Source organism: Streptomyces sp. NPDC048523, from assembly GCF_043199815.1.
GTDB lineage: Bacteria > Actinomycetota > Actinomycetes > Streptomycetales > Streptomycetaceae > Streptomyces.
In genome coordinates this window covers 345,462-368,458 of sequence record NZ_JBICWQ010000002.1, presented here as the reverse complement: position 1 = coordinate 368,458, position 22,997 = coordinate 345,462, and the positions used below count along the sequence as shown (strand labels likewise).

Below are 22,997 nucleotides of genomic sequence, written 5' to 3'. Positions count from 1 at the left end.
CAGAGCCGCAGAACTTTCAGAAGGTGTCGAACATGACAGTCGCCATCGACCGCGCCACCGGCAAGCGCCGCGGTGACCGCGCGCCGCGGCCCGGGCGGGGCCAACGCCTGAAGCACAGCTACCAGAAGCACTGGTACGCCTACGCGATGATCGCCCCGGTGGCGGTCGTCCTCGGTGTCCTCGTGCTCTACCCCCTGGTCTACGGCGTCTACCTCACGCTCACCGACGCCAACAGCCTCAACACGGCCCGCACGATCGGCGTCAACCACATCGACGCCACCTACAAGTTCATCGGCCTGGACAACTACGCCGACATCCTGTGGGGCGACACGGCCTACGACCGCTTCTGGTCGCACTTCATCTGGACCGTCGTCTGGACGGCCCTGTGCGTGGCCCTGCACTACTGCATCGGGCTCGGCCTGGCCCTGCTGCTCAACCAGCAGCTGCGGGGACGCACCCTGTACCGGCTGATCCTGGTGCTGCCCTGGGCCGTGCCGACCTTCGTCACCGTCTTCGGCTGGCGGTTCATGCTCGCCGACGGCGGCATCATCAACACCGCGCTGGACGCACTGCACCTGCCGTCACCGGCCTGGCTGGAGGACACCTTCTGGCAGCGGTTCGCCGCGATCATGGTCAACACCTGGTGCGGAGTGCCGTTCATGATGGTCTCGCTGCTCGGCGGACTCCAGTCCATCGACGGCTCGCTGTACGAGGCCGCCGAGATGGACGGCGCGAGCGCCTGGCAGCGGTTCCGGTACGTCACCCTCCCGGGCCTGCGCTCGGTCAGTTCCACCGTCGTGCTGCTAGGCATCATCTGGACGTTCAACCAGTTCGCCGTGATCTTCCTGCTCTTCGGCAACACCGCCCCGGACGCACAGATCCTGGTCACCTGGGCCTACTACCTGGGCTTCGGACAGCAGCCGCGTGACTTCGCACAGTCGGCCGCGTACGGCATCCTGCTGCTGGCCATCCTGATCGTCTTCACCTCCTTCTACCGCCGCTGGCTGAACCGCAATGACCAGCAGCTCGCGATCTGAGGCAGGAGCTCCCATGAGTACGACCACAGTCGAGACCTCCGCCGCGGTGTCCCAGGCCGGCCCCGCACAGGCACCCGGCCGGATCCGCCGCCGCGGTGAGACGGGCCTCGCCGGCTCCCTCGTCTCGCACGGCATCCTCGTCGTCGCGAGCCTCGTCGCACTGTTCCCGATCGCCTGGCTGGTGTTCCTGTCCCTCGGCCCGGACAAGGACGACTACCTCCACCCGGGCGGCATCTGGAAGAAGATGACGTTCGACAACTACTCGTTCGTCCTCCAGCACACGGCGTTCTTCGACTGGCTGAAGAGCTCGCTGATCGTCTCGCTCGGCACCACGGTGATCGGCGTGCTGATCGCCGCGACCACCGGGTACGCCGTGTCCCGGATGCGCTTTCCGGGCTACCGGAAGTTCATGTGGGTGCTCCTGGTCACCCAGATGTTCCCGGTGGCCGTACTCATGGTGCCGATGTACCAGATGCTCTCGGACCTCCAGCTCATCGACAGCTACCTTGGACTTGTCCTCGTGTACTGCTCGACAGCGGTGCCGTACTGCGCATGGCTGCTGAAGGGCTATTTCGACACCATCCCGTTCGAGATCGACGAGGCCGGACGCGTCGACGGGCTGACCCCCTTCGGCACGTTCGCGCGGCTGATCCTGCCGCTCGCCAAGCCGGGGCTCGCGGTCGCCGCGTTCTACAGCTTCCTCACGGCCTTCGGTGAGGTCGCGTTCGCCTCGACGTTCATGCTGTCCGACACGAAGTACACCTTCGCGGTGGGACTGCAGAGCTTCGTGAGCGAGCACGACGCCCAGCGGAACCTGATGGCCGCGACGGCGGTGCTGATCGCGATACCGGTGTCCGTGTTCTTCTACCTGGTACAGAAGAACCTGGTGACCGGCCTCACCGCGGGCGGCACAAAGGGCTGAGGCCCACTCGAAGACCCGAGGCGGCCGCAGTGTCCATCCGACCCCGCTGTCACTGCGGCCGTCTCGCCACTTGACGAACCCCATGACCCCCTTACGTTTCAAGGACGCCATGAGCCAGCAGCACTACGCCACCGCCCCGGCATCGACCTCCGCCAAAGCCCAGCGCAGCGACTGGTGGCGGGACGCGGTGATCTACCAGGTCTATCCGCGCAGCTTCGCCGACAGCAACGGTGACGGCATGGGCGACCTGGAAGGCGTCCGCACCCGACTGCCGTATCTGCGCGACCTCGGTGTGGACGCCGTGTGGCTCAGCCCCTTCTACGCCTCCCCGCAGGCCGACGCCGGCTACGACGTCGCCGACTACCGGGCCGTGGACCCCATGTTCGGCAACCTCCTGGACGCCGACGCGCTGATCCGTGACGCCCGCGCACTGGGGCTCAGGACCATCGTCGACCTGGTGCCCAACCACTCCTCCGACCAGCACGAGTGGTTCAAGCGGGCCGTCGCCGAGGGCCCGGGATCGCCGCTGCGGGACCGCTACCACTTCCGGCCCGGCAAGGGCGCGAACGGCGAACTCCCGCCCAACGACTGGGAGTCCATCTTCGGCGGCCCCGCCTGGACGCGCGTCGCGGACGGCGAGTGGTACCTCCACCTCTTCGCGCCCGAGCAGCCCGACTTCAACTGGGACCACCCGGCCGTCGGCGACGAGTTCCGCTCGATCCTGCGCTTCTGGCTGGACATGGGCGTGGACGGCTTCCGCATCGACGTGGCACACGGCCTGGTGAAGGCGGAGGGGCTGCCCGACCTGGGATCCCACGACCAGGTGAAGCTCCTGGGCAACGATGTCATGCCGTTCTTCGACCAGGACGGCGTCCACGAGATCTACCGCCAGTGGCGGCTGATCCTCGACGAGTACTCCGGCGAGCGCATCTTCGTCGCCGAGGCCTGGACCCCGACCATCGAGCGCACCGCCAACTACGTGCGGCCCGACGAGCTGCACCAGGCCTTCAACTTCCAGTACCTGAGCACCGCTTGGGACGCCGAGGAGCTGCGCGAGGTCATCGACCGCACCCTGGAGGCGATGCGCCCGGTCGGCGCCCCGGCCACCTGGGTGCTGTCCAACCACGACGTCACCCGCCACGCCACCCGCTTCGCCAACCCGCCCGGTCTCGGCACCCAGATCCGCACGGCGGGGGACCGGGAGCTGGGCCTGCGCCGCGCCCGCGCCGCCACGCTGCTCATGCTGGCGCTGCCCGGATCGGCGTACATCTACCAGGGCGAGGAGCTCGGCCTGCCGGACGTCGTCGACCTCGCCGACGAGGTCCGCCAGGACCCGGCGTACTTCCGCGGCGCCGGCCAGGACGGCTTCCGCGACGGCTGCCGGGTGCCGATCCCGTGGACGCGCGAGGGATCGTCGTACGGCTTCGGCGCGGGCGGCAGCTGGCTGCCCCAGCCGTCGGAGTGGGCGGAGCTGAGCGTCGAGGCGCAGACCGGCGACCCCGACTCCACCCTGGAGCTGTACCGCACGGCCCTCGCCGTCCGCCGCGCCCAGCCCGACCTCGGCGCCGGGGACGCGGTCGAGTGGCTCCGGGCACCCGAGGGCGTCCTCGCCTTCCGCCGCGGCGAGTTCGTCTGCGTGGCCAACACCGGTCGTGAGTCGGTGACGATTCCGGCGTACGGCCGTCTGCTGCTCGCCAGCGCGGAGGTCGCCGAGGCCGACGGGGAAGCGAAGCTGCCGGCCGACACGACCGTGTGGTGGACGACGGCCTGAGCAGATGCGGGAATCACCGGGCCCTCACGGGGGCCCGGTGATTTTTTTGCCCGGCGTGTCGATCGGCGGGAGGTGCGTTCGACGCTTGGGTGAGAGGGCGAACCGCGCCCCGCGTCCGAGGAGAGACCATGCAGATCCGCGCCCGCCTGGGTATCAGTGCCGACGGCTATGTGACCACGCCGAACGGCTGGCCCGCGCAGACCGCCGACCCCGCCTTCGCCTCCGGCCAGAGCCACGGCATCCGGGAGTTCCTGGCCGACTGCGAGGCCGCGCTCACGGGCCGTACGACCTTCGAGCCCGCCCTGACCAACAGCCGCTGGCCCTGGCCGGACCTGGACGTGTTCGTCCTCGGCTCGCGCCGCCCCGAGGGCACACCGGACCACGTCACCACCGACAGCGACCCGGTACGCCTGCTGGAGAAGGTCCGCGCCGCCAACCGGGGCGGCGACGTCCACCTCATCGGCGGCCCCCGCACGATCGGCACCTTCCACGCCCTCGGCGCCCTCGACCGCCTCGAACTGGTCGTCGTGCCCATGCTGTTCGGCGGCGGCATGCGGCTGACCCCCGCCCTCAGCCCCGATGCCGGCCTGACCTTCCTCAGCCAGCGGGCGCTGCCCGGCGGGTCGGTGGAGATCGTGTACTCCTGCACCGGGAGCCGCGAGGACCTTCCGGACAAGCCGGCCAGCCAGCGCTGAGCGGCTCCTCACGAGAGCGCGTGAAACTTCTTGCCGTTGCTTTCACGACCCTTGCTGTAAACATTTCAACAGCGGTACCTTCTCGCCGGCGCCAGGCAAAGACGCCTGGCCGTCGGGCAAGGAGAACCCCCACGTGATATCGAGATGGTCCACCACCGCGACCGCCGCCGCCCTCGCCGCCGCCGTCGCCGTCCTCACCCCCACCGCCGCCCAGGCCTCCCCGCCGGGCGGCAAGGACGTCACCGCGGTCCTCTTCGAGTGGAACTTCGCCTCCGTCGCCAAGGAGTGCACCAACACCCTCGGCCCCGCCGGATACGGCTACGTCCAGGTCTCCCCGCCCGCCGAGCACATCCAGGGCTCGCAGTGGTGGACCTCGTACCAGCCGGTCAGCTACCGGATCGCGGGGCGCCTCGGTGACGCCACCGCCTTCAAGAACATGGTGAGCACCTGCCACGCGGCCGGGGTGAAGGTCGTGGTCGACACCGTCGTCAACCACATGTCCGCGGGCAGCGGCACCGGTACCGGCGGCTCGTCGTACACGAAGTACAACTACCCCGGCCTGTACTCCTCGTACGACATGGACGACTGCACCTCCACCATCACCGACTACACCAATCGCGCCAACGTCCAGAACTGCGAGCTCGTCGGCCTCGCCGACCTGGACACCGGCGAGGAGTACGTCCGCGCCACCATCGCCGGCTATATGAACTCCCTGCTCGGCTACGGCGTCGACGGCTTCCGCGTCGACGGGGCCAAGCACATACCGGCCACCGACCTCGCCAACATCAAGTCCCGGCTGAGCAACCCGTCGGTGTACTGGAAGCAGGAGGTCATCCACGGCAGCGGAGAGGCCGTCCAGCCCACCGAGTACACCGGCAACGGGGACGTCCAGGAGTTCCGTTACGCCTATGACCTCAAGCGGGTCCTCAACAACGAGAACCTCGCCTATCTGAAGAACTACGGCGAGGGCTGGGGCTATATGAACAGCTCGGTGGCCGGCGTCTTCGTCGACAACCACGACACCGAGCGCAACGGCAGCACCCTGAACTACAAGGACGGCGCGAACTACACGCTGGCCAACGTGTTCATGCTTGCCTACCCGTACGGTGCCCCGGACATCAACTCCGGCTACGAGTGGTCCGACGCGGACGCCGGGCCGCCCAACAACGGTTCCGTGAGCGCGTGTTGGCAGAACGGCTGGAAGTGCCAGCACGCCTGGCCGGAGATCCTGCGCATGGTCGCCTTCCGCAACGCGACCCGCGGTGAGCCGGTCACCAACTGGTGGGACAACGGCGGCGACTGGATCGCCTTCGGGCGGGGCGCCAAGGGCTATGTCGCCATCAACCACGAGTCGGGCAGCCTGAGCCGGACCTACCAGACCTCGCTGCCCGCCGGGACGTACTGCAACGTGCAGAACAACACGAGCGTGACGGTCGGCTCCAACGGCCAGTTCACCGCCACCCTCGGCGCCAACACGGCACTGGCGATCTACGCGGGCAAGTCCACCTGCTGAGCCACTCATGGGGAACGTGGGATTGACGCTCAAGGAGTGTCGTCCTACGTTCCCTGCTGTCTATGGGAGCGCTCCCACCCTTTTCCCGAAGGAGTGCGTCATGCAGCGCGGACTCAGCACGTGGGCCCTGACCGCGGCGGCGGCCCTGTTCACCGTCGCCGGCGTCACGGCCGCCGACCTGCCCCAGAAGGTCACCGCCACCACCGCCACCGTCAACGGTTCCACCACCTACCAGCCCATCGACGGCTTCGGCTTCTCCGAGCACTTCGGCCGGGCCGCCGTCATGAACGGCTCGCAGGGCCTGTCGGCCCAGCATCAGCGGGAGTTGCTCGATCTGCTGCTCAGCCGCACCACCGGCGCGGGCCTCAGCATCCTGCGCCTCGGCATCGACTCCGGCATCCAGCCCACCGACCCCGGCGGCCCGGACGCCACGCCCCGGTACACCTGGGACGGCTACGACAAGGGCCAGGTGTGGCTCGCCAAGGAGGCCAAGGCGTACGGCGTGAACCGCTTCTACGCCGACGCCTGGACCGCGCCCGGCTATATGAAGACCAACGGCACGGACGCCGACGGCGGCACGCTGTGCGGGCTGAGCGGAGCCACCTGCGCGAGCGGGGACTGGCGCAAGGCGTACGCCGACTTCCTTGTGGAATGGGCGAAGTTCTACGGCCGGGAGGGCGTCGGCATCACCGACATCGGCTTCACCAACGAACCCGACTGGACGGCGACGTACGACTCGATGCGGCTCACTCCCGCCCAGGCGACGGAGTACGTGAAGTTCTTCGGTCCGATCGCGAAGGCGGCCGGATACAAGGTCGCCTGCTGCGACTCCTTCGGCTGGGCCCAGCAGAAGGCCTACACGAGCGCGATCGAGGCCGACGCGACCGCCCGCGGTTACGTGAGCACCCACACCGGCCACAACTACGCCAGCCCGGTCGACAGCCCGCTGCCCACCTCCAGGCGCACCTGGATGTCGGAATGGTCGCCCAACGGCACCACCTGGAACGAGAACTGGGACGACGGCAGCGGCTACGACGGCTTCACGGTGGCCTCCGCGATCCACGACGCCCTCACCAAGGGGAACGTCAGCGGATACGTCTACTGGTACGGCGCCTCCCTTGGTGCGACCCGGGGTCTGATCCAGTTGGACGGCGACAGCTACCACGTCTCCAAGCGGCTGTGGGCGATGGCCAACTACAGCCGCTTCATCCGCCCCGGCGCCACCCGCCTCGGTGCCACGAGCACCGACAGCGCCCTGAAGCTCTCGGCGTTCCGCAACACGGACGGCACGGTCACCGTCGTGGCGCTGAACACGGCCACCGACGCGAACCAGGTCCGCTTCAGCCTCAGGAACACCGGAATCACCAGCGGGAGTGCGACGCCGTACCTCACCAACGGCTCGAACAGCACCTCCCGCCAGGCGTCGGTCCCGGTCACCGGAGGCTCGCTCACGGCCACCGTCCCGGCCCGCTCGCTCGTCACCTACACCGTCCGGCGCTGAAAGTTCTTTCCATCTGTTTCAGGACTCTTGCTGTAATCCTTACGGCGGCGATACGGTCACGCGGGGTCGGACCCGCAGAGCCGTACATCGCAAGGAGTTCACGTCTGTGATACCGAGATGGCCGGTGCCGTCGAGGCGCCGCACCACGCATGCCGGACGGGTCGCCGCGGTCACCGTGACCGCGCTGGCCGCAGCGCTCGTCCAGCCGCTGTCCGCCCGGGCGGACACCCCGCCGCCCCCGCCCTCCGACGCGAGGCTCGCCGCGCAGCCGGCCCGGCACGACGACACCCGCGAGCAGTTCTACTTCGTCCTGCCGGACCGTTTCGCCAACGGTGACACCTCCAACGACCGGGGCGGGCTCACCGGTTCACGGCTGAGCACCGGCTACGACCCCACCGACAAGGGCTTCTACCAGGGCGGCGACCTCAAGGGCCTCACCAAGAAGCTCGACTACATCAAGGGCCTGGGCACCACCTCCATCTGGATGGCCCCGATCTTCAAGAACCGGCCCGTCCAGGGCACGGGGGCCGACGCCTCCGCCGGTTACCACGGCTACTGGATCACCGACTTCACCCAGGTCGACCCGCACTTCGGCACCAACAAGGACCTGGAGACCCTCATCTCCAAGGCCCACGCCAAGGGCATGAAGGTCTTCTTCGACGTCATCACCAACCACACGGCCGACGTCGTCGACTACGAGGAGAAGTCCTACGACTACCTCTCCAAGGGCGCCTTCCCCTATCTGACGAAGGACGGGGAGCCCTTCGACGACGCGGACTACGCGTCCGGCGGCAAGAGGTTCCCCGCCGTGGACGCCGACTCCTTCCCGCGCACACCCACGATCACCAGCAGGAGCGCCAAGGTCCCCTCCTGGCTCAACGACCCGACGATGTACCACAACCGCGGCGACTCGACCTACGCCGGTGAGTCCACGACCTACGGCGACTTCTCCGGCCTCGACGACCTGTGGACCGAGCGTCCCGAGGTCGTCTCCGGCATGGAGCGGATCTACCGGCGCTGGGTCAGGGACTTCGACATCGACGGCTTCCGGATCGACACCGTGAAGCACGTGGACATGGAGTTCTGGACCCAGTGGGCCACCGCCCTCGACGGCTACGCGGCCGAGCAGGGCCGCAAGGACTTCTTCATGTTCGGCGAGGTCTACTCCGCCGACACGTCGATCACCTCGCCGTACGTCACCCAGGGCCGCCTCGACGCCACCCTCGACTTCCCCTTCCAGGAGGCCGCCCGCCAGTACGCCTCCCAGGGCGGCAGCGCGCAAAAGCTCGCGAGCGTCTTCGGCGACGACTACAAGTACACGACCGACAAAGCCAACGCCTACGAGCAGGTCACCTTCCTCGGCAACCACGACATGGGCCGCCTCGGGTACTTCCTGAACCAGGACAACCCGAAGGCCACCGACGCCGAACTCCTCGCCAAGGACCGGCTCGCCAACGAGCTGATGTTCCTCAGCCGCGGCAACCCGGTCGTCTACTACGGCGACGAACAGGGCTTCACCGGCGCCGGCGGCGACAAGGACGCCCGCCAGACGATGTTCGCGTCCAGGACGGCCGACTACCTGGACGACGACGAGATCGGCACCGACCGCACCCACGCGAGCGACGCGTACGACACGAGCGGGCCGCTCTACCGGCAGATCGCCCGGCTCGCCAAGCTCCGCAAGGCCGAACCGGCCCTCGCGGACGGCGTCCAGGAGGAGCGGTACGCGGCCGACGGGGCCGGGGTCTACGCCTTCTCCCGCACCGACGCCAAGACCGGCACCGAGTACGTCGTCGCCTTCAACAACGCGAGCGGGGCCAAGTCGGCGACCTTCGCGACCGGTTCGGCGAACATGGCGTTCAAGGGAATCTACGGCGGTACCGCCGGCGTCACCTCCGACGCGGACAAGAAGGTCACCGTCACCGTCCCCGCCGGCTCCGCGATCGTCCTCAGGGCTTCCGCCGCGCCGGCCCCGCCCGCCACCAAGCCGACGATCACCCTCAAGGCACCCGCCACCGGAGCCACCGGCACCGTCGAGCTCACCGCCGACGTGACCGGCGGACAGCTCAACCGGGTCGTCTTCGCCGCACAGGTGGGCGGCGGCAAGTGGCGGACCCTCGGCTCCGCCGACCACGCGCCGTACAAGGTCACGCAGGTCGTCGGCAAGGACGTACCGGCCGGAACGGCCCTGCGGTACAAGGCCGTTGTCGTCGACGCGAGGGGACGCACCGCTTCGGCGACGGCGGAGTCCGTCACCGGCACCCCGCCCGCCGCCGAGACCCCCACCGCCTCCTCCCGCGACTACGCGGTCGTCCACTACAAGCGCGCCGACGGCGACTACGCCGACTGGGGTCTGTACGCCTGGGGCGACCTCGCCGACGGCGAGTCCACCACCTGGCCCGACAGCCACCCGTTCGTCGGCCGGGACGCCTACGGCGCCTTCGCCTACGTCAAGCTGAAGCCCGGCGCCTCGAACGTGGGCTTCCTCGTCATCGACAAGGACGGGAACAAGGACGTCTCCACCGACCGCACGATCGACGTCACCAGGACCGGTGAGATCTGGATCGAGCAGGGCAAGGACGCCGTACGGACACAGCGGCCCGACTACCCGGCGCAGGACAGGACCAAGGCGGTCGTCCACTACCACCGCGCGGACGGGAACTACGACGGCTGGGGTCTGCACGTCTGGACCGGCGCCGCGCACCCCACCGACTGGTCGAAGCCGCTGGAGCCGGTGCGGACCGACGCCTTCGGCGCGGTCTACGAGGTACCGCTCAACGACGGTTCCACGAGCCTGAGTTACATCATCCACAAGGGCGACGAGAAGGACCTGCCCACCGACCAGTCCCTCGACCTCACGGCGAACGGCCACGAGGTGTGGCTGCTGAACGGCCAGGAGAAGTACCTGCTCCCGCAGCCCGCCGGGTCGGCCGCCGCGCTCGACCTGACCACCTCCAAGGCGGTCTGGATCGACCGGGACACCCTCGCCTGGAACGGCTCCGAGGCCGCCGCCTCCACCCAGCTCCTGTACTCCCACGACGGCTCGATCACCGTCGACGGGGGAGCCCTGACCAGCGACGACGAGCGGTGGCTGCGGCTGACCAGGACCACTCTCACCGACGCGCAGAAGGCGAAGTTCCCGCACCTGAAGGACTACACGGCCTGGTCGGTCGACCCGCGTGACCGGGACCGCGTGCAGGAAGCCCTCGGCGGACAGCTCGTCGCCTCCCAACGTGCCGCCAACGGGGCCGTGCTGACGGCGACCGGCGTGCAGATCGCGGGCGTGCTCGACGACCTGTACCCGAAGGCGACGAAGGCCGACCTCGGGCCGACGTTCAGCAAGGGACGCCCGAGGCTCGCCGTCTGGGCGCCGACCGCGCAGTCGGTGCAGCTCGAACTGGACGGCTCCACGGTCGCCATGCGACGCGACGCCACCACCGGCGTCTGGTCCGTCACCGGCCCCGCGTCCTGGAAGGGCAAGCCCTACCGGTACGTCGTGAAGGTCTGGGCGCCCGGCGTCCGCAAGGTCGTCACCAACAAGGTCACCGACCCCTACTCGGTCGCCCTCACCACCGACTCCGAGCGCAGCCTCGTCGTCGACCTGGACGACAGGTCCCTCGCCCCGCCCGGCTGGTCGACGTACACCAAGCCGAAGGCGGTGCCCCTCAGGGACGCCGAGATCCAGGAGCTGCACATCCGGGACTTCTCGGTGGCCGACAAGACCGTGCCGGCCGAGGACCGGGGCACCTACCTCGCCTTCGCCGACAGGAACAGCGACGGCTCCGAGCACCTGCGCCGGCTGGCGAAGTCGGGCACGTCGTACGTCCACCTCCTGCCCGCCTTCGACATCGCGACCATCCCCGAGAAGGCGTCCGACCGGGCGACTCCCGACTGCGACCTCGCCTCCTACCCGGCCGACTCCGACCGGCAGCAGGAGTGCGTGGCGAAGACCGCCGCGAAGGACACCTACAACTGGGGCTACGACCCGTACCACTACACGGTCCCCGAGGGCTCGTACGCGACCGACCCCGACGGCACCCGCCGCACGGCCGAGTTCCGGAAGATGGTCAAGTCCCTCAACGACGACGGCCTGAGGGTCGTCATGGACGTCGTCTACAACCACACCGCGGCGAGCGGACAGGCCGCCACGAGCGTCCTCGACCGGATCGTGCCCGGTTACTACCAGCGGCTCCTCGCCGACGGTTCGGTCGCCAACAGCACCTGCTGCGCGAACACGGCCACCGAGAACGCCATGATGGGCAAGCTGGTCGTCGACTCGATCGTCACCTGGGCCAGTGAGTACAAGGTCGACGGGTTCCGCTTCGACCTCATGGGCCACCACCCCAAGGCCAACATCCTGGCCGTGCGCAAGGCCCTCGACGCGCTGACCCTCGAGAAGGACGGCGTCGACGGCAAGAAGATCATCCTCTACGGCGAGGGCTGGAACTTCGGCGAGGTCGCCGACGACGCCCGCTTCGTACAGGCCACGCAGAAGAACATGGCCGGGACCGGGATCGCGACCTTCTCCGACCGGGCCCGTGACGCCGTACGCGGCGGCGGACCCTTCGACGAGGACCCCGGCGTCCAGGGCTTCGCGTCCGGGCTGTACACCGACCCCAACGGATCGACGGCGAACGGGACGCCGGCGCAGCAGAAGGCCCGCCTGCTCCACTACCAGGACCTCATCAAGGTGGGCCTGTCCGGCAACCTCGCGACGTACCGCTTCACCGGCAGCGACGGCAAGGAGGTCACCGGCGCCCAGGTCGACTACAACGGGCAGCCCGCCGGATACGCCGACGCGCCCGGTGACGCCCTCGCCTACGCCGACGCGCACGACAACGAGTCACTGTTCGACGCGCTGACGTACAAACTGCCCGCGGGCACCAGCGCCTCTGAGCGGGCCCGGATGCAGGTCCTCGCCCTGGCCACGGCCGCCCTCTCCCAGGGCCCGGCGCTCTCCCAGGCGGGCACCGACCTGCTGCGCTCCAAGTCCCTGGACCGCAACTCCTTCGACAGCGGCGACTGGTTCAACGCGATCCACTGGGACTGCCGGGACGGCAACGGCTTCGGCCGCGGACTGCCCATGGCGGCCGACAACGCCTCCAAGTGGCCGTACGCCAAGCCGCTGTTGAGCTCGGTGAAGGTCGGTTGCGCGCAGATCGAGGGCGCGTCGGCCGCGTACCGGGACCTGCTGCGGATCCGTACGACGGAGCGGGCGTTCTCGCTCGGCACGGCGGACCAGGTGCAGTCGCGGCTGTCCTTCCCGCTGTCCGGCACGCAGGAGACGCCCGGGGTGATCACGATGGAACTCGGTGACCTGGTCGTCGTCTTCAACGCGACCCCGAGAGCCCAGAGCCAGCGGGTCGGCACTCTTGCCGGCAGCACCTACCGGCTGCACCCCGTGCAGGTGGCGGGGGCGGACTCTACCGTCAAGGAGGCGTCCTACGAGAAGGAATCCGGTACGTTCGCCGTTCCGGCGAGAACCGTGGCCGTTTTCCTCCGCCATCCCTAGCCGAACGCATTACCTTGGTGGAGCAGGCCCCGAACCCCGGTCTGCTCCACCGGTGTTGCCCGAGGGGTGACAGATGGACGTAAAAAGCAAGCTGACAGGCACGACCGTGCTGGTCGTGGACGACGTGGAAGCCAGCCGGTACGCCGTGGGCACCGTGCTGAGCCGCGCCGGGCACCGGGTCGTACCGGTCGCCACCGGCGGCGAGGCCCTCGCCGAACTCGACGCACGGCTGCTCAAGGGCACCCTGCCGGACGTGGCGCTCGTCGACGTCGGGCTGCCCGACATGAGCGGCTTCGACCTGTGCCGGCTGTTCAAGGAGCGCCCGCACACGGCCGGGATGCCCGTCGTGCACTTCTCCGCCGCGGCCTCGCCCCCCGCCGACTTCTGCCAGGGCCTGGACGCGGGCGTCGAGGCCTACCTGCGGGTGCCCGCCGAGCCCCTGGAGATCGAGGCGGTGGTCCGGGCCGCCGTACGCAACGCGCAACTGCGGGCCGGTGACCAGGCGCTCGTACGACGGCTCACCCTGCTCTCCGAGACGATCGTCACCATCCAGTCGGCACGCACCCTCCAAGAACTGTCCGACGCGGCCGCCGAGGGTGTCTCGCGGCTCACCGGCACCCCCGCCGCGGTCTTCGTCCTCGACCAGGACGACCAGCTCTACCGCGGTCTGTCCCGCGACCGCATCCCCGTCGCGCTGCCCGACGAGGCTGCCGACCAGGCCGTCGCCGGACTGCTGCGCCGGCTCACCCGCGGGCAGGCCGGAGTACAGCTGACCACCGTGCCCGCGCCGCTGTGGCCCAGCGGGTTCTTCCGGCCCGGTGTCGAGCAGGACGCCCGCCTCGCGCTCGTCGTCACCCAGGACGGCCGGGCCCCGGTGTGCCTGGCCGCGCCCGCGCGCGGGATGCGCAGGGTGGGCCTGGAGGGCGAGGCCCTGCTGGCCCAGCTGGCCCAGGCCACCGCGCTGGCCGCCGAGCCGCTGCTCATGTACAAGGTCGAGCGGCATGTCGCCCTCACCCTCCAGCACAGTTTCCTGCCCCAGCCGCACCGGCTGCCCGAGCTGCCGGGCATCGACGTCGTGGTCCGGTACGTCCCCGCCTCCCGGCAGACCGAGATCGGCGGCGACTTCTACGCCGCGCTCCGCGTGGACGAGGGCGTGCTGACCGCGGTCGGCGATGTCGTCGGGCACTCGCTGGACGCGGCGACCGTCATGGTCGAACTCCGGCACGCGCTGCGCGCCTACGCCGTCGACGAGAGCGATCCGGCCGTGCTCGCCGAGCGCCTCGACCGGACGCTGCGGCGCTACCACCCCGACACCACGGCCACCGTCTGCCTGGCCCTGATCGATCCGGACACCGGGCGCACCCGGATCGCCAACGCCGGTCACATCCCGCCGCTGATCGTCCGCGACAACGGCACCGCCGACTACGCCGAGGCGGCCGGCCCGCTGCTCGGGGTCGGACTGCCCCATCCGCCGACCACCGAGCTGTTCCTCGAACCCACCGACCGGCTCCTCATGGTCACCGACGGCCTCATCGAGACCCGGGGCACCGACCTCTCGGCCTCCCTGGAACACCTGCGCGCGGCCTCCTCGGGCGCCCTGCCAGGACTGGACGCGCTGTGCGACACCCTCCTGGACACCTTCGGCCACGACCGGGAGGACGACATCGCCATGCTGGCGCTGCGGCTAGGGTGACCTGTGCCGTCGTAGAACAGGAGCCCTCATGCCGCAGATCACCGTCGAACACTCCCCGTATCTCGACCATGTCGACTGGGAGGAGTTCGCCCTGGCGCTGCACCCGGTCGTCGTCGAGACGGCGGCCGCGAAGCTCGAGGCGTGCAAGACCCGGGTCCTGCGCACCGAGGACGAGGCGGTCGGCGGCGAGATCAGGAACCACGCGATCGTGAACGTCACGCTCGCCCTGCTGGCCGGACGGTCCGAGGAGACCAAGGCGAAGCTCACCGAGGCCGTCGTGGAACTGCTGCGCAAGCACGTCGGCCCCGCCGAGGGCCTCACCGTGCACCTCTCCGCCGAGGTGCGCGACCTGGACGCCTCCTACACCAAGGCCGTGCTCTAGGCCCTGTCTACGAGGCCAGCGCGACCAGCCGGGCGGCGAGGTCGGTGAAGGGGCCGTCGTTCGGCTCGTCCTTGAGCATGCGGCGCAGCAGCGCGGTCATCTCCTCGTCGTAGGCCGCGCTCACCGCGGCCAGCGCGGCGAAGTCGTGGACGAGCTGCCGCTCCAGCTCGGCGCGCGGGATGCGGCGGCCGTCCAGCCAGATCAGGGCCGTCGACTCGACGAGCGAGATCCAGGAGCGGATGAGCAGTTCCAGTCGTGCGGGCGGGTCCGTCACCCGCAGATGCGACAGAATCTGCTCGTAGGCGACCTGGCGTACGGAGTCGATGAGCGCGTTCGTCGTCGAGACGTGGCTCATTGAGTGGGCTCCGCCCACGGACACGGCGGGCCCGCCCCGCATCAACGCCGAGAAACCCGGCCCGTGTTCGTCCACGAAGTCGAAGAAGCGGCGCATCACCCGCAGCAGCCGGCCGCCCAGCGACCCCGTGTGCGGTTCCTCGAACCGGCTCGCCAGATCCTGTGCCGCCCGCTTCAACGCGGCCTCGTACAGGCTGAGTTTGCCGGGGAAGTAGTGGTAGACCAGTGGCCGGGAGATACCCGCCGCCGACGCTATCTCGTCGATGGAGACCTCTTCGGGCGAGCGGCGGGCGAACAGTTCGAGGGCGACGCCGATCAACTGCTGACGCCGTTCCTCGACTCCCATTCTTCGACGGACCCCGGTTGTCATACGAACACCTTACCGATCGAATCCGGCCTGGAACGGGCCGATCCGGTCGGTGGTGTCAGCGGAGCCCGCTGACCGCCCGCCCGTCGTCCAGGGTCCCCTTCAGCTCGGCCTGAGCCCCCTGATTCGCCTTGACGGCCAGCAGATTGCCCGGGGCGGACCCCTGCACCCCGCCCGTCGCGCTGATCGACGACGTCCCCCGGCTCCCCGCCGCCAGCAGGTACCAGGAGCCGGACCCCGACTTCCACAGCACCCCGGCCAGCACCTGCGGATCCTTCGCCCCGCACGCCGGCACGTTCTCGGCCTTCGCCGCGACCGCCCCGTACGTCGAGCCCGGCGTGTGGAACTGGGCCAGCACCCGCTCCCCGCCGCCCTGCCAGGTCTCGGCCCGGGTGCACACCCAGTCGGCCGAACCGCCCGCCTCGGGCAGCGGCTGCGACGCGTACGCCCAGGCGTTCACCGCGCGCACGCCCGAGGAGCGCATCGCCCCCAGCGAGCAGGCGTACGGCGCCCAGGCGCGCAGCGCCCCCGCTCCCGACGCGTCCTTCACGGACCCGGGGCGGCCGGTGGTGAGACGGGCCGGGACCAGCTCGCCGAGGTCGGTCAGCAGCCGGGTGCCGGAGGCGTCCGTCAGCTGGAGCACGTTCCAGGAGGTGCAGGCGCCGCTCTGCGCGGGGCCCGCCATCGGCGCGGTCGTGCCGCCGGTCAGCGTGAGGTCCATGGCACCGGCGCCCGGCTTCAGCAGGTCCCGCTCGGCGGCCCTCGTCACCCAAGGGGCCGTCAGATAGCGGATGTTGCCGTCGGCCCGGCCCAGCACGACCGCGCTCGCCCCGGCCCGGTCCGCGCCGTCGACCCGGGCGAAGTCGAGGGCGGCGCCCTGGGTGCCGTCGCGCGGCTCGGCGTAGCGGACGATGCGCAGACCGTCGTGGAGGAGCACCACGTGCGCGTTGTCGACGGTCCCGGCGTACAGCAGCTGCGGCGGGCCGGCGGGGCCGCCCGAGGGGGTGCCGGGGGTCGCGGAGACCTGGACGCTCTCGCCGGGGCGGGCCCAGACGGCGAGGGCGCGGCGCAGTAGGGCCTCGTCACCGGTGAGGTCGCCGCGCGCGGGCCACACGGAGAAGTCGGTGCGCGCCGAGGACTCCCACGCGGCGGCCGGGACCTTGAGCAGCAGGGCGGGGTTCAGGGCGGCCTGGGCGGCGGGGTTTCGCGCGTAGGGGGGCGCGGCGGCGCCGTCGGGACCCCAGCCGTCGCCGGGCATGCCGAGCAGTGCCCCGCACACGGCGACGGCCGCGGCGGCGGCGAGCGCCGCCTTCATGTGCTGCCTGCGCCGCATCAGGTCGGTGGGGCGGGCCTGGAGCGAACAGGGGTCGAACTCGGGGGAGTCGAGGAGGGCGTACGCGCCCTCGGTACCGGCGGCCTCGTCGAGCGCCGCGTCCACGTCGGCCACGCCCGCCGCCGTCAGCAGCTCGCGCACGTCGCCGTCGGGGAGCTTCTCCAGGCCGCGCAGCACACAGGCGGCACGGGCCGGTCCTGACATGGCCGACAGGCGCTGGTCCAGGGCGAGTTCGTCGGCGCCGCCGGAGCGCGGGAAGAGCCTGAGCCCCCACACCTGGGGGAGCAGCGGCGGGAGCTGGGAGCGCTTGGGCCACGCCCTGCGCCTGAGCGGCAGGCCCGCCTCCAGTGCCGTACGCACCACCTGGAGGCGGACGAAGGCGTAGCCGCAGTCACCCTCGCGGCCGGCCGACTGGGCCGGGATCACCGGCATCGCCTTCCGGCCCCGCGGCAGGGCACGCTGGGTGAGGGCGTGCGCGGTCAGGACCCGGCGGCCCCGGCCCAGGCCCGGCGGAAGTACCAGATAGGCGAGCCGGACCAGCCGGGGGTAGTGCTCGACGAGCGCGGCCTCGGCCTGCGCCACATCGACGACGGGGTCGGCGGTGGAGCCGGAAGCGGGTGCGGGGCGCGGGGCGACATCCTGTGACTGCACGTTCAGCAGAACGAGCGAATCGGCGGTTGGTCACCGCCGCCGTCGCGTCCCGCGGGGTGGTGCGGGAGCGGGGGCGTCCGGTCCCGGTGACCGGTGGGACGCGGAGCATGCACGGGAACCCCGCGTGACCTGCGTGGCGATGGTCTCCGCGGCTCTGCGGCCGCATCGCGGCACGAGATCATCGCCGCTCGGGCGAATTCAGTCTGCCGGGTCGACCAGGGCGCGCGCGTAGTTGGCCATCGACCGCTGGTAGCGCGGCAGATGGGGGGCGAGCGCGCCCAGGACCAGTGAGAGCCCCTCGCGGTCGCGGCCGAGGCTGGACAGGCACAGGGCGAGCGTGGCGCGGACGGCGTCGTCCAACTCGTCGGAGGGGGCGTCCAGTTCGGGCGTGAGCAGCTCGACGCCCGCCGCCGCCTGTCCGATGTTCCTGAGCGAACTGGACAGCTGGATCTTGGCGCGGCGGCCCTTGTAGCCGCTCTCCTCGCTGAGTCCCTTCGCGAGTGCCTCCCGGTACAGCGGGGCCGCCTTGTCGGAGTGCCCCGTGGAGTCCCAGGCGCAGGCCCGCTCGAAGAGACCGAGCGGACCGCCGTCCGGCAGCTCGGCCACGAGCGCGTCGATCAGGGCCCGGAACTCGGCCGCCCGCTCCTGCGGATACTCGTCGAAGGTCGCCCAGGCGGCGTCGACCCGCTTCTCCCAGTCGTCGTTCACCGGCACACTTTCGCACAGCCGTACCCCTGATGACACCAGGATTTGAGCGTCCCGCGCTCCACAGCCGTATGGGGAGGAGACGGACCCCCGCCGGGGCCCGTCCGACGTGACCCCGTGACCGGAGGAACAGATGAGGTTGACCCGACCGATGCTCGCGCTGACCGGCGCGGCCGCGGTGCTGGCGCTGGCGGGCTGCGGATCCGGCGGTGACGCGACGGCCGCCGCGGTACCGCCGGCGGCCACCGGCAGCCTGGAGCACCTGGCCGCCGAGGTGAAGTGCACGCCCAACATCCAGATCGACGCCGACGAACTGCGCCAGGCGGTGTGCAAGAAGTCCAAGGACGCCGACGGCAAGTTCATCCTCGCCACCTTCGCCACCGACCGCGGCCAGCGCGAGTGGATCAACGGGGCCAAGGACTACGGCGGTCACTTCCTGGTCGGCCGCAAATGGGTCGCCGTCGGGGACACCACCAAGACGGTGACGGGGCTGCGCAAGACGCTCGGCGGGGACATCGAGGAGGGCACGGACCACTCGAAAATGGGGGCCACGCACTCGGCGCACTGAGCACGGCGCACTGAGCACGGCGCACTGGGGACCCGGACACGCGAAAGCCGGCGGTGAGAGATTCTCACCGCCGGCTTTCTCAGTGAGTCACTGGCAGTTCTTGCCGGTGTTGATGCAGTTGACCATCTTGTTCATCGTGTTCTGCGAGAAGAAGTTGATGAAGTCGTTGTGGTCGGTGATCGGCTTGTGCAGGTTCTCCGGGAAGGTGTCCACCGCGTAGGGGTTGACGACCGTGCCGTTCTGCAGCTTCGGGGCCGGGACGTTGTAGACGAGCCGGACCTGGAGCTGCGGGATCGCCTTGAAGCCGTTGGCGCAGCTGCCGTCGGCCTGGACGAACGCCACGTGGGTGCGGTGGTTGGCGCTGTCGATGTTCTGACCGTCCCAGCAGCTCTGGAAGTTGGTCGTGCGCACCACCTGGCTGCCCTGCGGGCAGATCGGGTACTTGTCCTTCAGCTGCACCTTGTTCTCGAAGCCGGTGCAGCTCCAGTTCACGTTGGCGTTGGCGTTGCCGTTAACGAAGGCCTTCGCGTCACCGGTGATGATGCGCAGGGCGGTCGGCATCGCGACGACGTTGCCCTTCTTGTTGCCGACGAACTTGATCTGCGCCTGGGAGGCCTGCAGGATCTTGCCGACGTTGCCTTCCTTGCCACCGCCGTCCGCGTTCTGGTCGAAGTCCTGCGTGCCGTTCTGCAGACGCAGCACCGGCCAGAAGTACGAGGACTTGTCGCCCTGGTTCTGGCAGGTGGACTGGGCAGCCGCCAGCTCCTGGTCGCTCGCGAAGGCGTCGTTGCTCTGGTTGCCGACGTAGTCGTGCAGGTGGTGGGCGCCGTTGGCGACACCGGGAGCGACGATCACGTTGTCGGTGTTGTGGTTCTTGTTCGCGTTGGTCCCGCACTTGCTGGTGAAGGTGCCGCGCGAACCCGAGTTGCCGTTGGCCGCGAGGCCGTTCTGGCCCACACCGAGCTGGGCATTGCCCTGGACCTTGGTGATGTCCACGAAGTCGGCCGCGACCGGGCCGTTGCCGCCCTGTCCGCCGTTGCCCTGCTGCTGGCCGCCGTTCTGCTGACCACCGTTCTGCTGGCCACCGTTGTTCTGCTGGCCGCCATTCTGCTGCTGGCCGCCGTTGTTCTGCTGGCCACCGTTCTGCTGCTGACCGCCGTTCTGCTGCTGGCCGCCGGCGTTCGTCTGCGCCGCCTGCGTCGTGCAGGCGGCCAACTGGCTGAGCGAAGTGTTGAACTGACCCCCGACCCGCTGGATGTCGATGCGGATCCGGTCGATCGTGGCCGCCCGCTTCTCCTTCAGGGGACCGACGATGGCGTTCTGGACGAAGCCCGAGTCACCTGCCTGGGCCTGTCGCGTCGAGGCGAGCCTGGCGTAGGCCTCGGTGATCTGCTTGTCCAGGTTGGCCAGCTCCGTGGCCACCCCCTGACGCGCGTTCTGAGGCACATTCGTCAGCTTCTGACCGACGTCGGGGCACGAGATGGTCGCGACCTGCGCGGCGGCGGCCTTGGTCTGGTTCTGCGACCAGCCGTTGTTGTTCGACTCGTGCGCCGAAGCGTAGAAGTTCGCCCAGATCAGCCCGCCCCCACCGAGCGTTAGGGCCGCCGACGCGGCTATGACCTTCGTGGTCATCGACGAGCGGCGTTTACGTGCATTGCGTCCCATGGAACTCCTCTGACTTCCTTTTTCGGGGCTATCGAGGCGCCCGACAGGAGTGAAGCGGCGCCCTCCCATACGCATGGCGTCCCAAGGGTGTTCACCAGTCCCACAAACAAATCAGAGGTTTGCCGGGCCTCGGGGGGACAACAGGCCCCTGAGCAGCAGGAGTTACAGAGAATGAAGGTCTGCTCACCGGCCCCGGTCCAGATACGCCAGCACCGCCAGAACGCGGCGATTGTCGTCGTCCGACACCTCAAGGCCCAGTTTGGCGAAGATGTTGGCGGTGTGCTTGGCGATCGCCCGTTCCGTGACGACGAGCTTGCCGGCGATCGCCGCGTTCGACCGCCCCTGCGCCATCAGCTCGAGCACCTCCCGCTCCCGGGGCGTGATCCGGGCGAGCGGCTGGTCGTCGGCGGCCCGCCGGGTCAGCAGCTGCTGGATCACCTGCGGGTCCATCGCCGTCCCGCCCGCCGCGACCCGCCGTACTGCGTCCACGAACTGCTCCGCGTCGAACACCCGGTCCTTGAGTAGATAGCCCACCGCGCCGGTGCCGTCGGCGAGCAGCTCGCGCGCGTACAGCTGCTCCACGTGCTGGGAGAGCACCAGCACCGGCAGGCCGGGTCGGTCCCGCCGGGCGTTCAGCGCGCACTGCAGGCCCTCGTCGGTGTGCGTCGGCGGCAGCCGTACGTCGACCACGGCGACGTCCGGTTCCAGCTCGGCCAGCGCGCGGGCCAGCTCGGGCCCGCTCTCGACGGCCGCGGCGATCTCGAAGCCATGTGCCTCCAGGAGCCGTACGAGGCCGTCGCGCAGCAGGAACAGGTCTTCGGCCAGGACTACGCGCAAGGGATCTCCATGGTCACCATGGTGGGACCGCCCGCGGGTGAGCTGACGGCCAGGACGCCGTCGAATGTACCGAGCCACCGCTCGACCCCGGCCAGTCCCGAACCAGCCGTGATGAGCGCGCCGCCTTGGCCGTTGTCGGTGACGCTGATCCGCAGCATCCCCGCTCCTTCTTTCACGTGATGCAGGTCGATCCAGATCCGGTCGGCACCCGAGTGCTTGACCGCGTTCGTGAGGACCTCGCTGACCGCGAAGTAGGCGGCCGACTCCACGGGCGCGTCCGGCCGGCCTTCGAGCTCCACGGTCACCTCCGTCGGGACCGGCAGCCGCAGCGCCAACGCCCGTACGGCGTCGCCCAGTCCGCGCTCCGCCAGCACCGGCGGATGGATACCGCGCACCAGGTCACGCAGTTCGGTGAGCGCGTCCGCCGAGGACTGACGGGCCTGTGCGAGGAGCCGCTTCGCCTGTGCGGGGTCCTTGTCGAGGAGCATCTCGATGGTGCCGAGATCCATGCCCATGGCGACCAGGCGGGCCTGCGCCCCGTCGTGCAGGTCCCGCTCGATGCGCCGCAGTTCGGCCGCGGAGGTGTCCACGGCGTCCCGCCGGGTCTCGGTCAGGACCCGGACTCGCTCGGCCAACTCGCCCTGTCCTGCGCCGAGTACGGCCCGGGTGAGCCGGAAGTGGGCGGTCAGCAGACGCGGGGCGAGCGGGGCGAGGAACAGCAGGGCGATGCCCAGGGCGCCGGCGGCGAGCGCGGAGGCCTGGTCGGTGACATGCACGAAGCCGTACCAGTAGCCGCCGCCCAGCTCCGCGAGCGGCCGCCACAGCCCGGCCGCGACCGCGAGCCCCTCCAGCGGGTAGAAGACGAGCACCGCGGACAGCAGCGCGGTCACGAACCCCGCCGTCATGTCCACCAGCAGCCACCGCAGGTCCCGCCGGACCGCCGGGTCGAGCAGCATCTGGTAGGTGCGGGTCCAGGGCTTGGCGTCCTTCGGTGCCGGCCGGTACGCCGACGGGATCCGCACCCCGCTCCACTCGGCGGCCAGGACCCGCCGCCAGTCCGCGAAGGCCCGTACCCCGGTGAGCACCCAGGGGGTCGTGAACAGGCCGATCCCGACCGGCACCAGCGCGATCGACACCAGGGCCAGCGTGAAACCGAGCAGCGCTCCCGGCAGCGTCACCAGCGCCAGCGCGAACCCCCGTGCGGCCGCGAGACCGATGGCCCGCACCCTCGTACCCCAGCTGCCGTTCCCCCTCTGCATGGTCATACGGTCAGTCTCGCCGAGGCGGCGACGCGGGTCACTGGGCCTGGCCGCCCGGTCGGTCGGTGGTGCCAGATACACCCTCTGCCGCGCTCACACCGTGAATCGCGCCACAGCACCACCCGGTAACACGGGGTTCACATTCGAGCAATGACCGGGAAATCGCCTGTTGACAGGCTCGCGGGCACCAAGTGGCGGCGTTTCAGTGCCGCAGCGCCGCAGCACCCGCAGT

Annotated in this window: 16 protein-coding genes; 10 read left to right on the top strand and 6 right to left on the bottom strand. The window is 70.0% G+C overall.

From position 1 onward, the window contains the following. The first annotated feature begins 32 nt into the window (after positions 1-32). From ACGFWE_RS10610 to ACGFWE_RS10570, 9 genes are all read left to right on the top strand, one after another. Positions 33-1,037, top strand: coding sequence for a sugar ABC transporter permease (locus ACGFWE_RS10610; protein WP_352383137.1), 1,005 nt, complete (start codon positions 33-35; stop codon positions 1,035-1,037). A gap of 13 nt (positions 1,038-1,050) precedes the next feature. Next, a complete protein-coding gene (locus tag ACGFWE_RS10605) occupies positions 1,051-1,959 on the top strand; it encodes a sugar ABC transporter permease (protein WP_393599305.1) in 909 nt (302 codons plus the stop codon). A 109-nt stretch (positions 1,960-2,068) separates the two neighbouring features. Then, positions 2,069-3,730: a glycoside hydrolase family 13 protein gene (locus ACGFWE_RS10600; protein WP_393600187.1), complete on the top strand. Its 1,662-nt coding sequence runs from the start codon at positions 2,069-2,071 to the stop codon at positions 3,728-3,730. 128 nt (positions 3,731-3,858) lie between these two features. After that, positions 3,859-4,425, top strand: a complete 567-nt coding sequence (locus ACGFWE_RS10595) for a dihydrofolate reductase family protein (RefSeq protein WP_393599303.1) — start codon at positions 3,859-3,861, stop codon at positions 4,423-4,425. A 133-nt stretch (positions 4,426-4,558) separates the two neighbouring features. Beyond that, the gene (locus ACGFWE_RS10590) at positions 4,559-5,938 is read left to right on the top strand and encodes an alpha-amylase family protein (protein ID WP_393599301.1); all 1,380 of its coding nucleotides are present in this window, start codon (positions 4,559-4,561) and stop codon (positions 5,936-5,938) included. A 100-nt stretch (positions 5,939-6,038) separates the two neighbouring features. Beyond that, positions 6,039-7,439, top strand: coding sequence for a glycoside hydrolase family 30 beta sandwich domain-containing protein (locus ACGFWE_RS10585; RefSeq protein WP_393599299.1), 1,401 nt, complete (start codon positions 6,039-6,041; stop codon positions 7,437-7,439). Between the two features lie 106 nt (positions 7,440-7,545). After that, positions 7,546-12,951 carry a pullulanase-type alpha-1,6-glucosidase gene (pulA, locus tag ACGFWE_RS10580; protein ID WP_393599297.1) on the top strand — a complete coding sequence of 1,802 codons (5,406 nt, stop codon included), beginning with the start codon at positions 7,546-7,548 and terminating at the stop codon, positions 12,949-12,951. A gap of 73 nt (positions 12,952-13,024) precedes the next feature. Then, a complete protein-coding gene (locus ACGFWE_RS10575; RefSeq protein ID WP_393599296.1) occupies positions 13,025-14,644 on the top strand; it encodes a SpoIIE family protein phosphatase in 1,620 nt (539 codons plus the stop codon). A 28-nt stretch (positions 14,645-14,672) separates the two neighbouring features. Beyond that, positions 14,673-15,026, top strand: a complete 354-nt coding sequence (locus tag ACGFWE_RS10570) for an isomerase (protein WP_352383121.1) — start codon at positions 14,673-14,675, stop codon at positions 15,024-15,026. 7 nt (positions 15,027-15,033) lie between these two features. On the opposite strand, the gene ACGFWE_RS10565 is transcribed toward ACGFWE_RS10570, so the two are convergent. The 3 genes from ACGFWE_RS10565 to ACGFWE_RS10555 all read right to left on the bottom strand — a co-directional run bounded on the left by ACGFWE_RS10565 (position 15,034) and on the right by ACGFWE_RS10555 (position 18,439). Then, entirely contained in the window at positions 15,034-15,750 is a 717-nt protein-coding gene (locus tag ACGFWE_RS10565) for a TetR/AcrR family transcriptional regulator (RefSeq protein WP_393599294.1), read from the bottom strand. Between the two features lie 55 nt (positions 15,751-15,805). Beyond that, entirely contained in the window at positions 15,806-17,731 is a 1,926-nt protein-coding gene (locus ACGFWE_RS10560; RefSeq protein WP_393599292.1) for a hypothetical protein, read from the bottom strand. A gap of 198 nt (positions 17,732-17,929) precedes the next feature. After that, positions 17,930-18,439, bottom strand: a complete 510-nt coding sequence (locus ACGFWE_RS10555) for a tetratricopeptide repeat protein (protein WP_352383115.1) — start codon at positions 18,437-18,439, stop codon at positions 17,930-17,932. 130 nt (positions 18,440-18,569) lie between these two features. On the opposite strand from ACGFWE_RS10555, the gene ACGFWE_RS10550 reads away from it, so the two are divergent. After that, positions 18,570-19,004 carry a hypothetical protein gene (locus ACGFWE_RS10550; RefSeq protein ID WP_352383114.1) on the top strand — a complete coding sequence of 145 codons (435 nt, stop codon included), beginning with the start codon at positions 18,570-18,572 and terminating at the stop codon, positions 19,002-19,004. 87 nt (positions 19,005-19,091) lie between these two features. Here the strand turns inward: ACGFWE_RS10550 and ACGFWE_RS10545 are convergent, their stop codons facing one another. The 3 genes from ACGFWE_RS10545 to ACGFWE_RS10535 all read right to left on the bottom strand — a co-directional run bounded on the left by ACGFWE_RS10545 (position 19,092) and on the right by ACGFWE_RS10535 (position 22,771). Then, the gene (locus ACGFWE_RS10545) at positions 19,092-20,669 is read right to left on the bottom strand and encodes a DUF1996 domain-containing protein (RefSeq protein ID WP_352383112.1); all 1,578 of its coding nucleotides are present in this window, start codon (positions 20,667-20,669) and stop codon (positions 19,092-19,094) included. Positions 20,670-20,852: 183 nt separating this feature from the next. Beyond that, the gene (locus ACGFWE_RS10540; protein WP_352383110.1) at positions 20,853-21,506 is read right to left on the bottom strand and encodes a response regulator transcription factor; all 654 of its coding nucleotides are present in this window, start codon (positions 21,504-21,506) and stop codon (positions 20,853-20,855) included. Beyond that, a complete protein-coding gene (locus ACGFWE_RS10535; protein ID WP_393599289.1) occupies positions 21,497-22,771 on the bottom strand; it encodes a sensor histidine kinase in 1,275 nt (424 codons plus the stop codon). The genes ACGFWE_RS10540 and ACGFWE_RS10535 overlap by 10 nt, the downstream gene beginning before the upstream one ends. Positions 22,772-22,997 lie beyond the last annotated feature (226 nt).

Excerpts from the sequence above, each read along its gene's own strand:
- ACGFWE_RS10575 (WP_393599296.1), top strand. The coding sequence starts at position 13,025 with ATGGACGTAAAAAGCAAGCTGACAGGCACGACCGTGCTGGTCGTGGAC.
- ACGFWE_RS10610 (WP_352383137.1), top strand. The coding sequence starts at position 33 with ATGACAGTCGCCATCGACCGCGCCACCGGCAAGCGCCGCGGTGACCGC.
- ACGFWE_RS10600 (WP_393600187.1), top strand. The coding sequence starts at position 2,069 with ATGAGCCAGCAGCACTACGCCACCGCCCCGGCATCGACCTCCGCCAAA.
- ACGFWE_RS10595 (WP_393599303.1), top strand. The coding sequence starts at position 3,859 with ATGCAGATCCGCGCCCGCCTGGGTATCAGTGCCGACGGCTATGTGACC.
- ACGFWE_RS10545 (WP_352383112.1), bottom strand. The coding sequence starts at position 20,669 with ATGGGACGCAATGCACGTAAACGCCGCTCGTCGATGACCACGAAGGTC.
- ACGFWE_RS10605 (WP_393599305.1), top strand. The coding sequence starts at position 1,051 with ATGAGTACGACCACAGTCGAGACCTCCGCCGCGGTGTCCCAGGCCGGC.
- ACGFWE_RS10535 (WP_393599289.1), bottom strand. The coding sequence starts at position 22,771 with ATGACCATGCAGAGGGGGAACGGCAGCTGGGGTACGAGGGTGCGGGCC.
- ACGFWE_RS10565 (WP_393599294.1), bottom strand. The coding sequence starts at position 15,750 with ATGACAACCGGGGTCCGTCGAAGAATGGGAGTCGAGGAACGGCGTCAG.
- ACGFWE_RS10570 (WP_352383121.1), top strand. The coding sequence starts at position 14,673 with ATGCCGCAGATCACCGTCGAACACTCCCCGTATCTCGACCATGTCGAC.
- ACGFWE_RS10550 (WP_352383114.1), top strand. The coding sequence starts at position 18,570 with ATGAGGTTGACCCGACCGATGCTCGCGCTGACCGGCGCGGCCGCGGTG.
- ACGFWE_RS10585 (WP_393599299.1), top strand. The coding sequence starts at position 6,039 with ATGCAGCGCGGACTCAGCACGTGGGCCCTGACCGCGGCGGCGGCCCTG.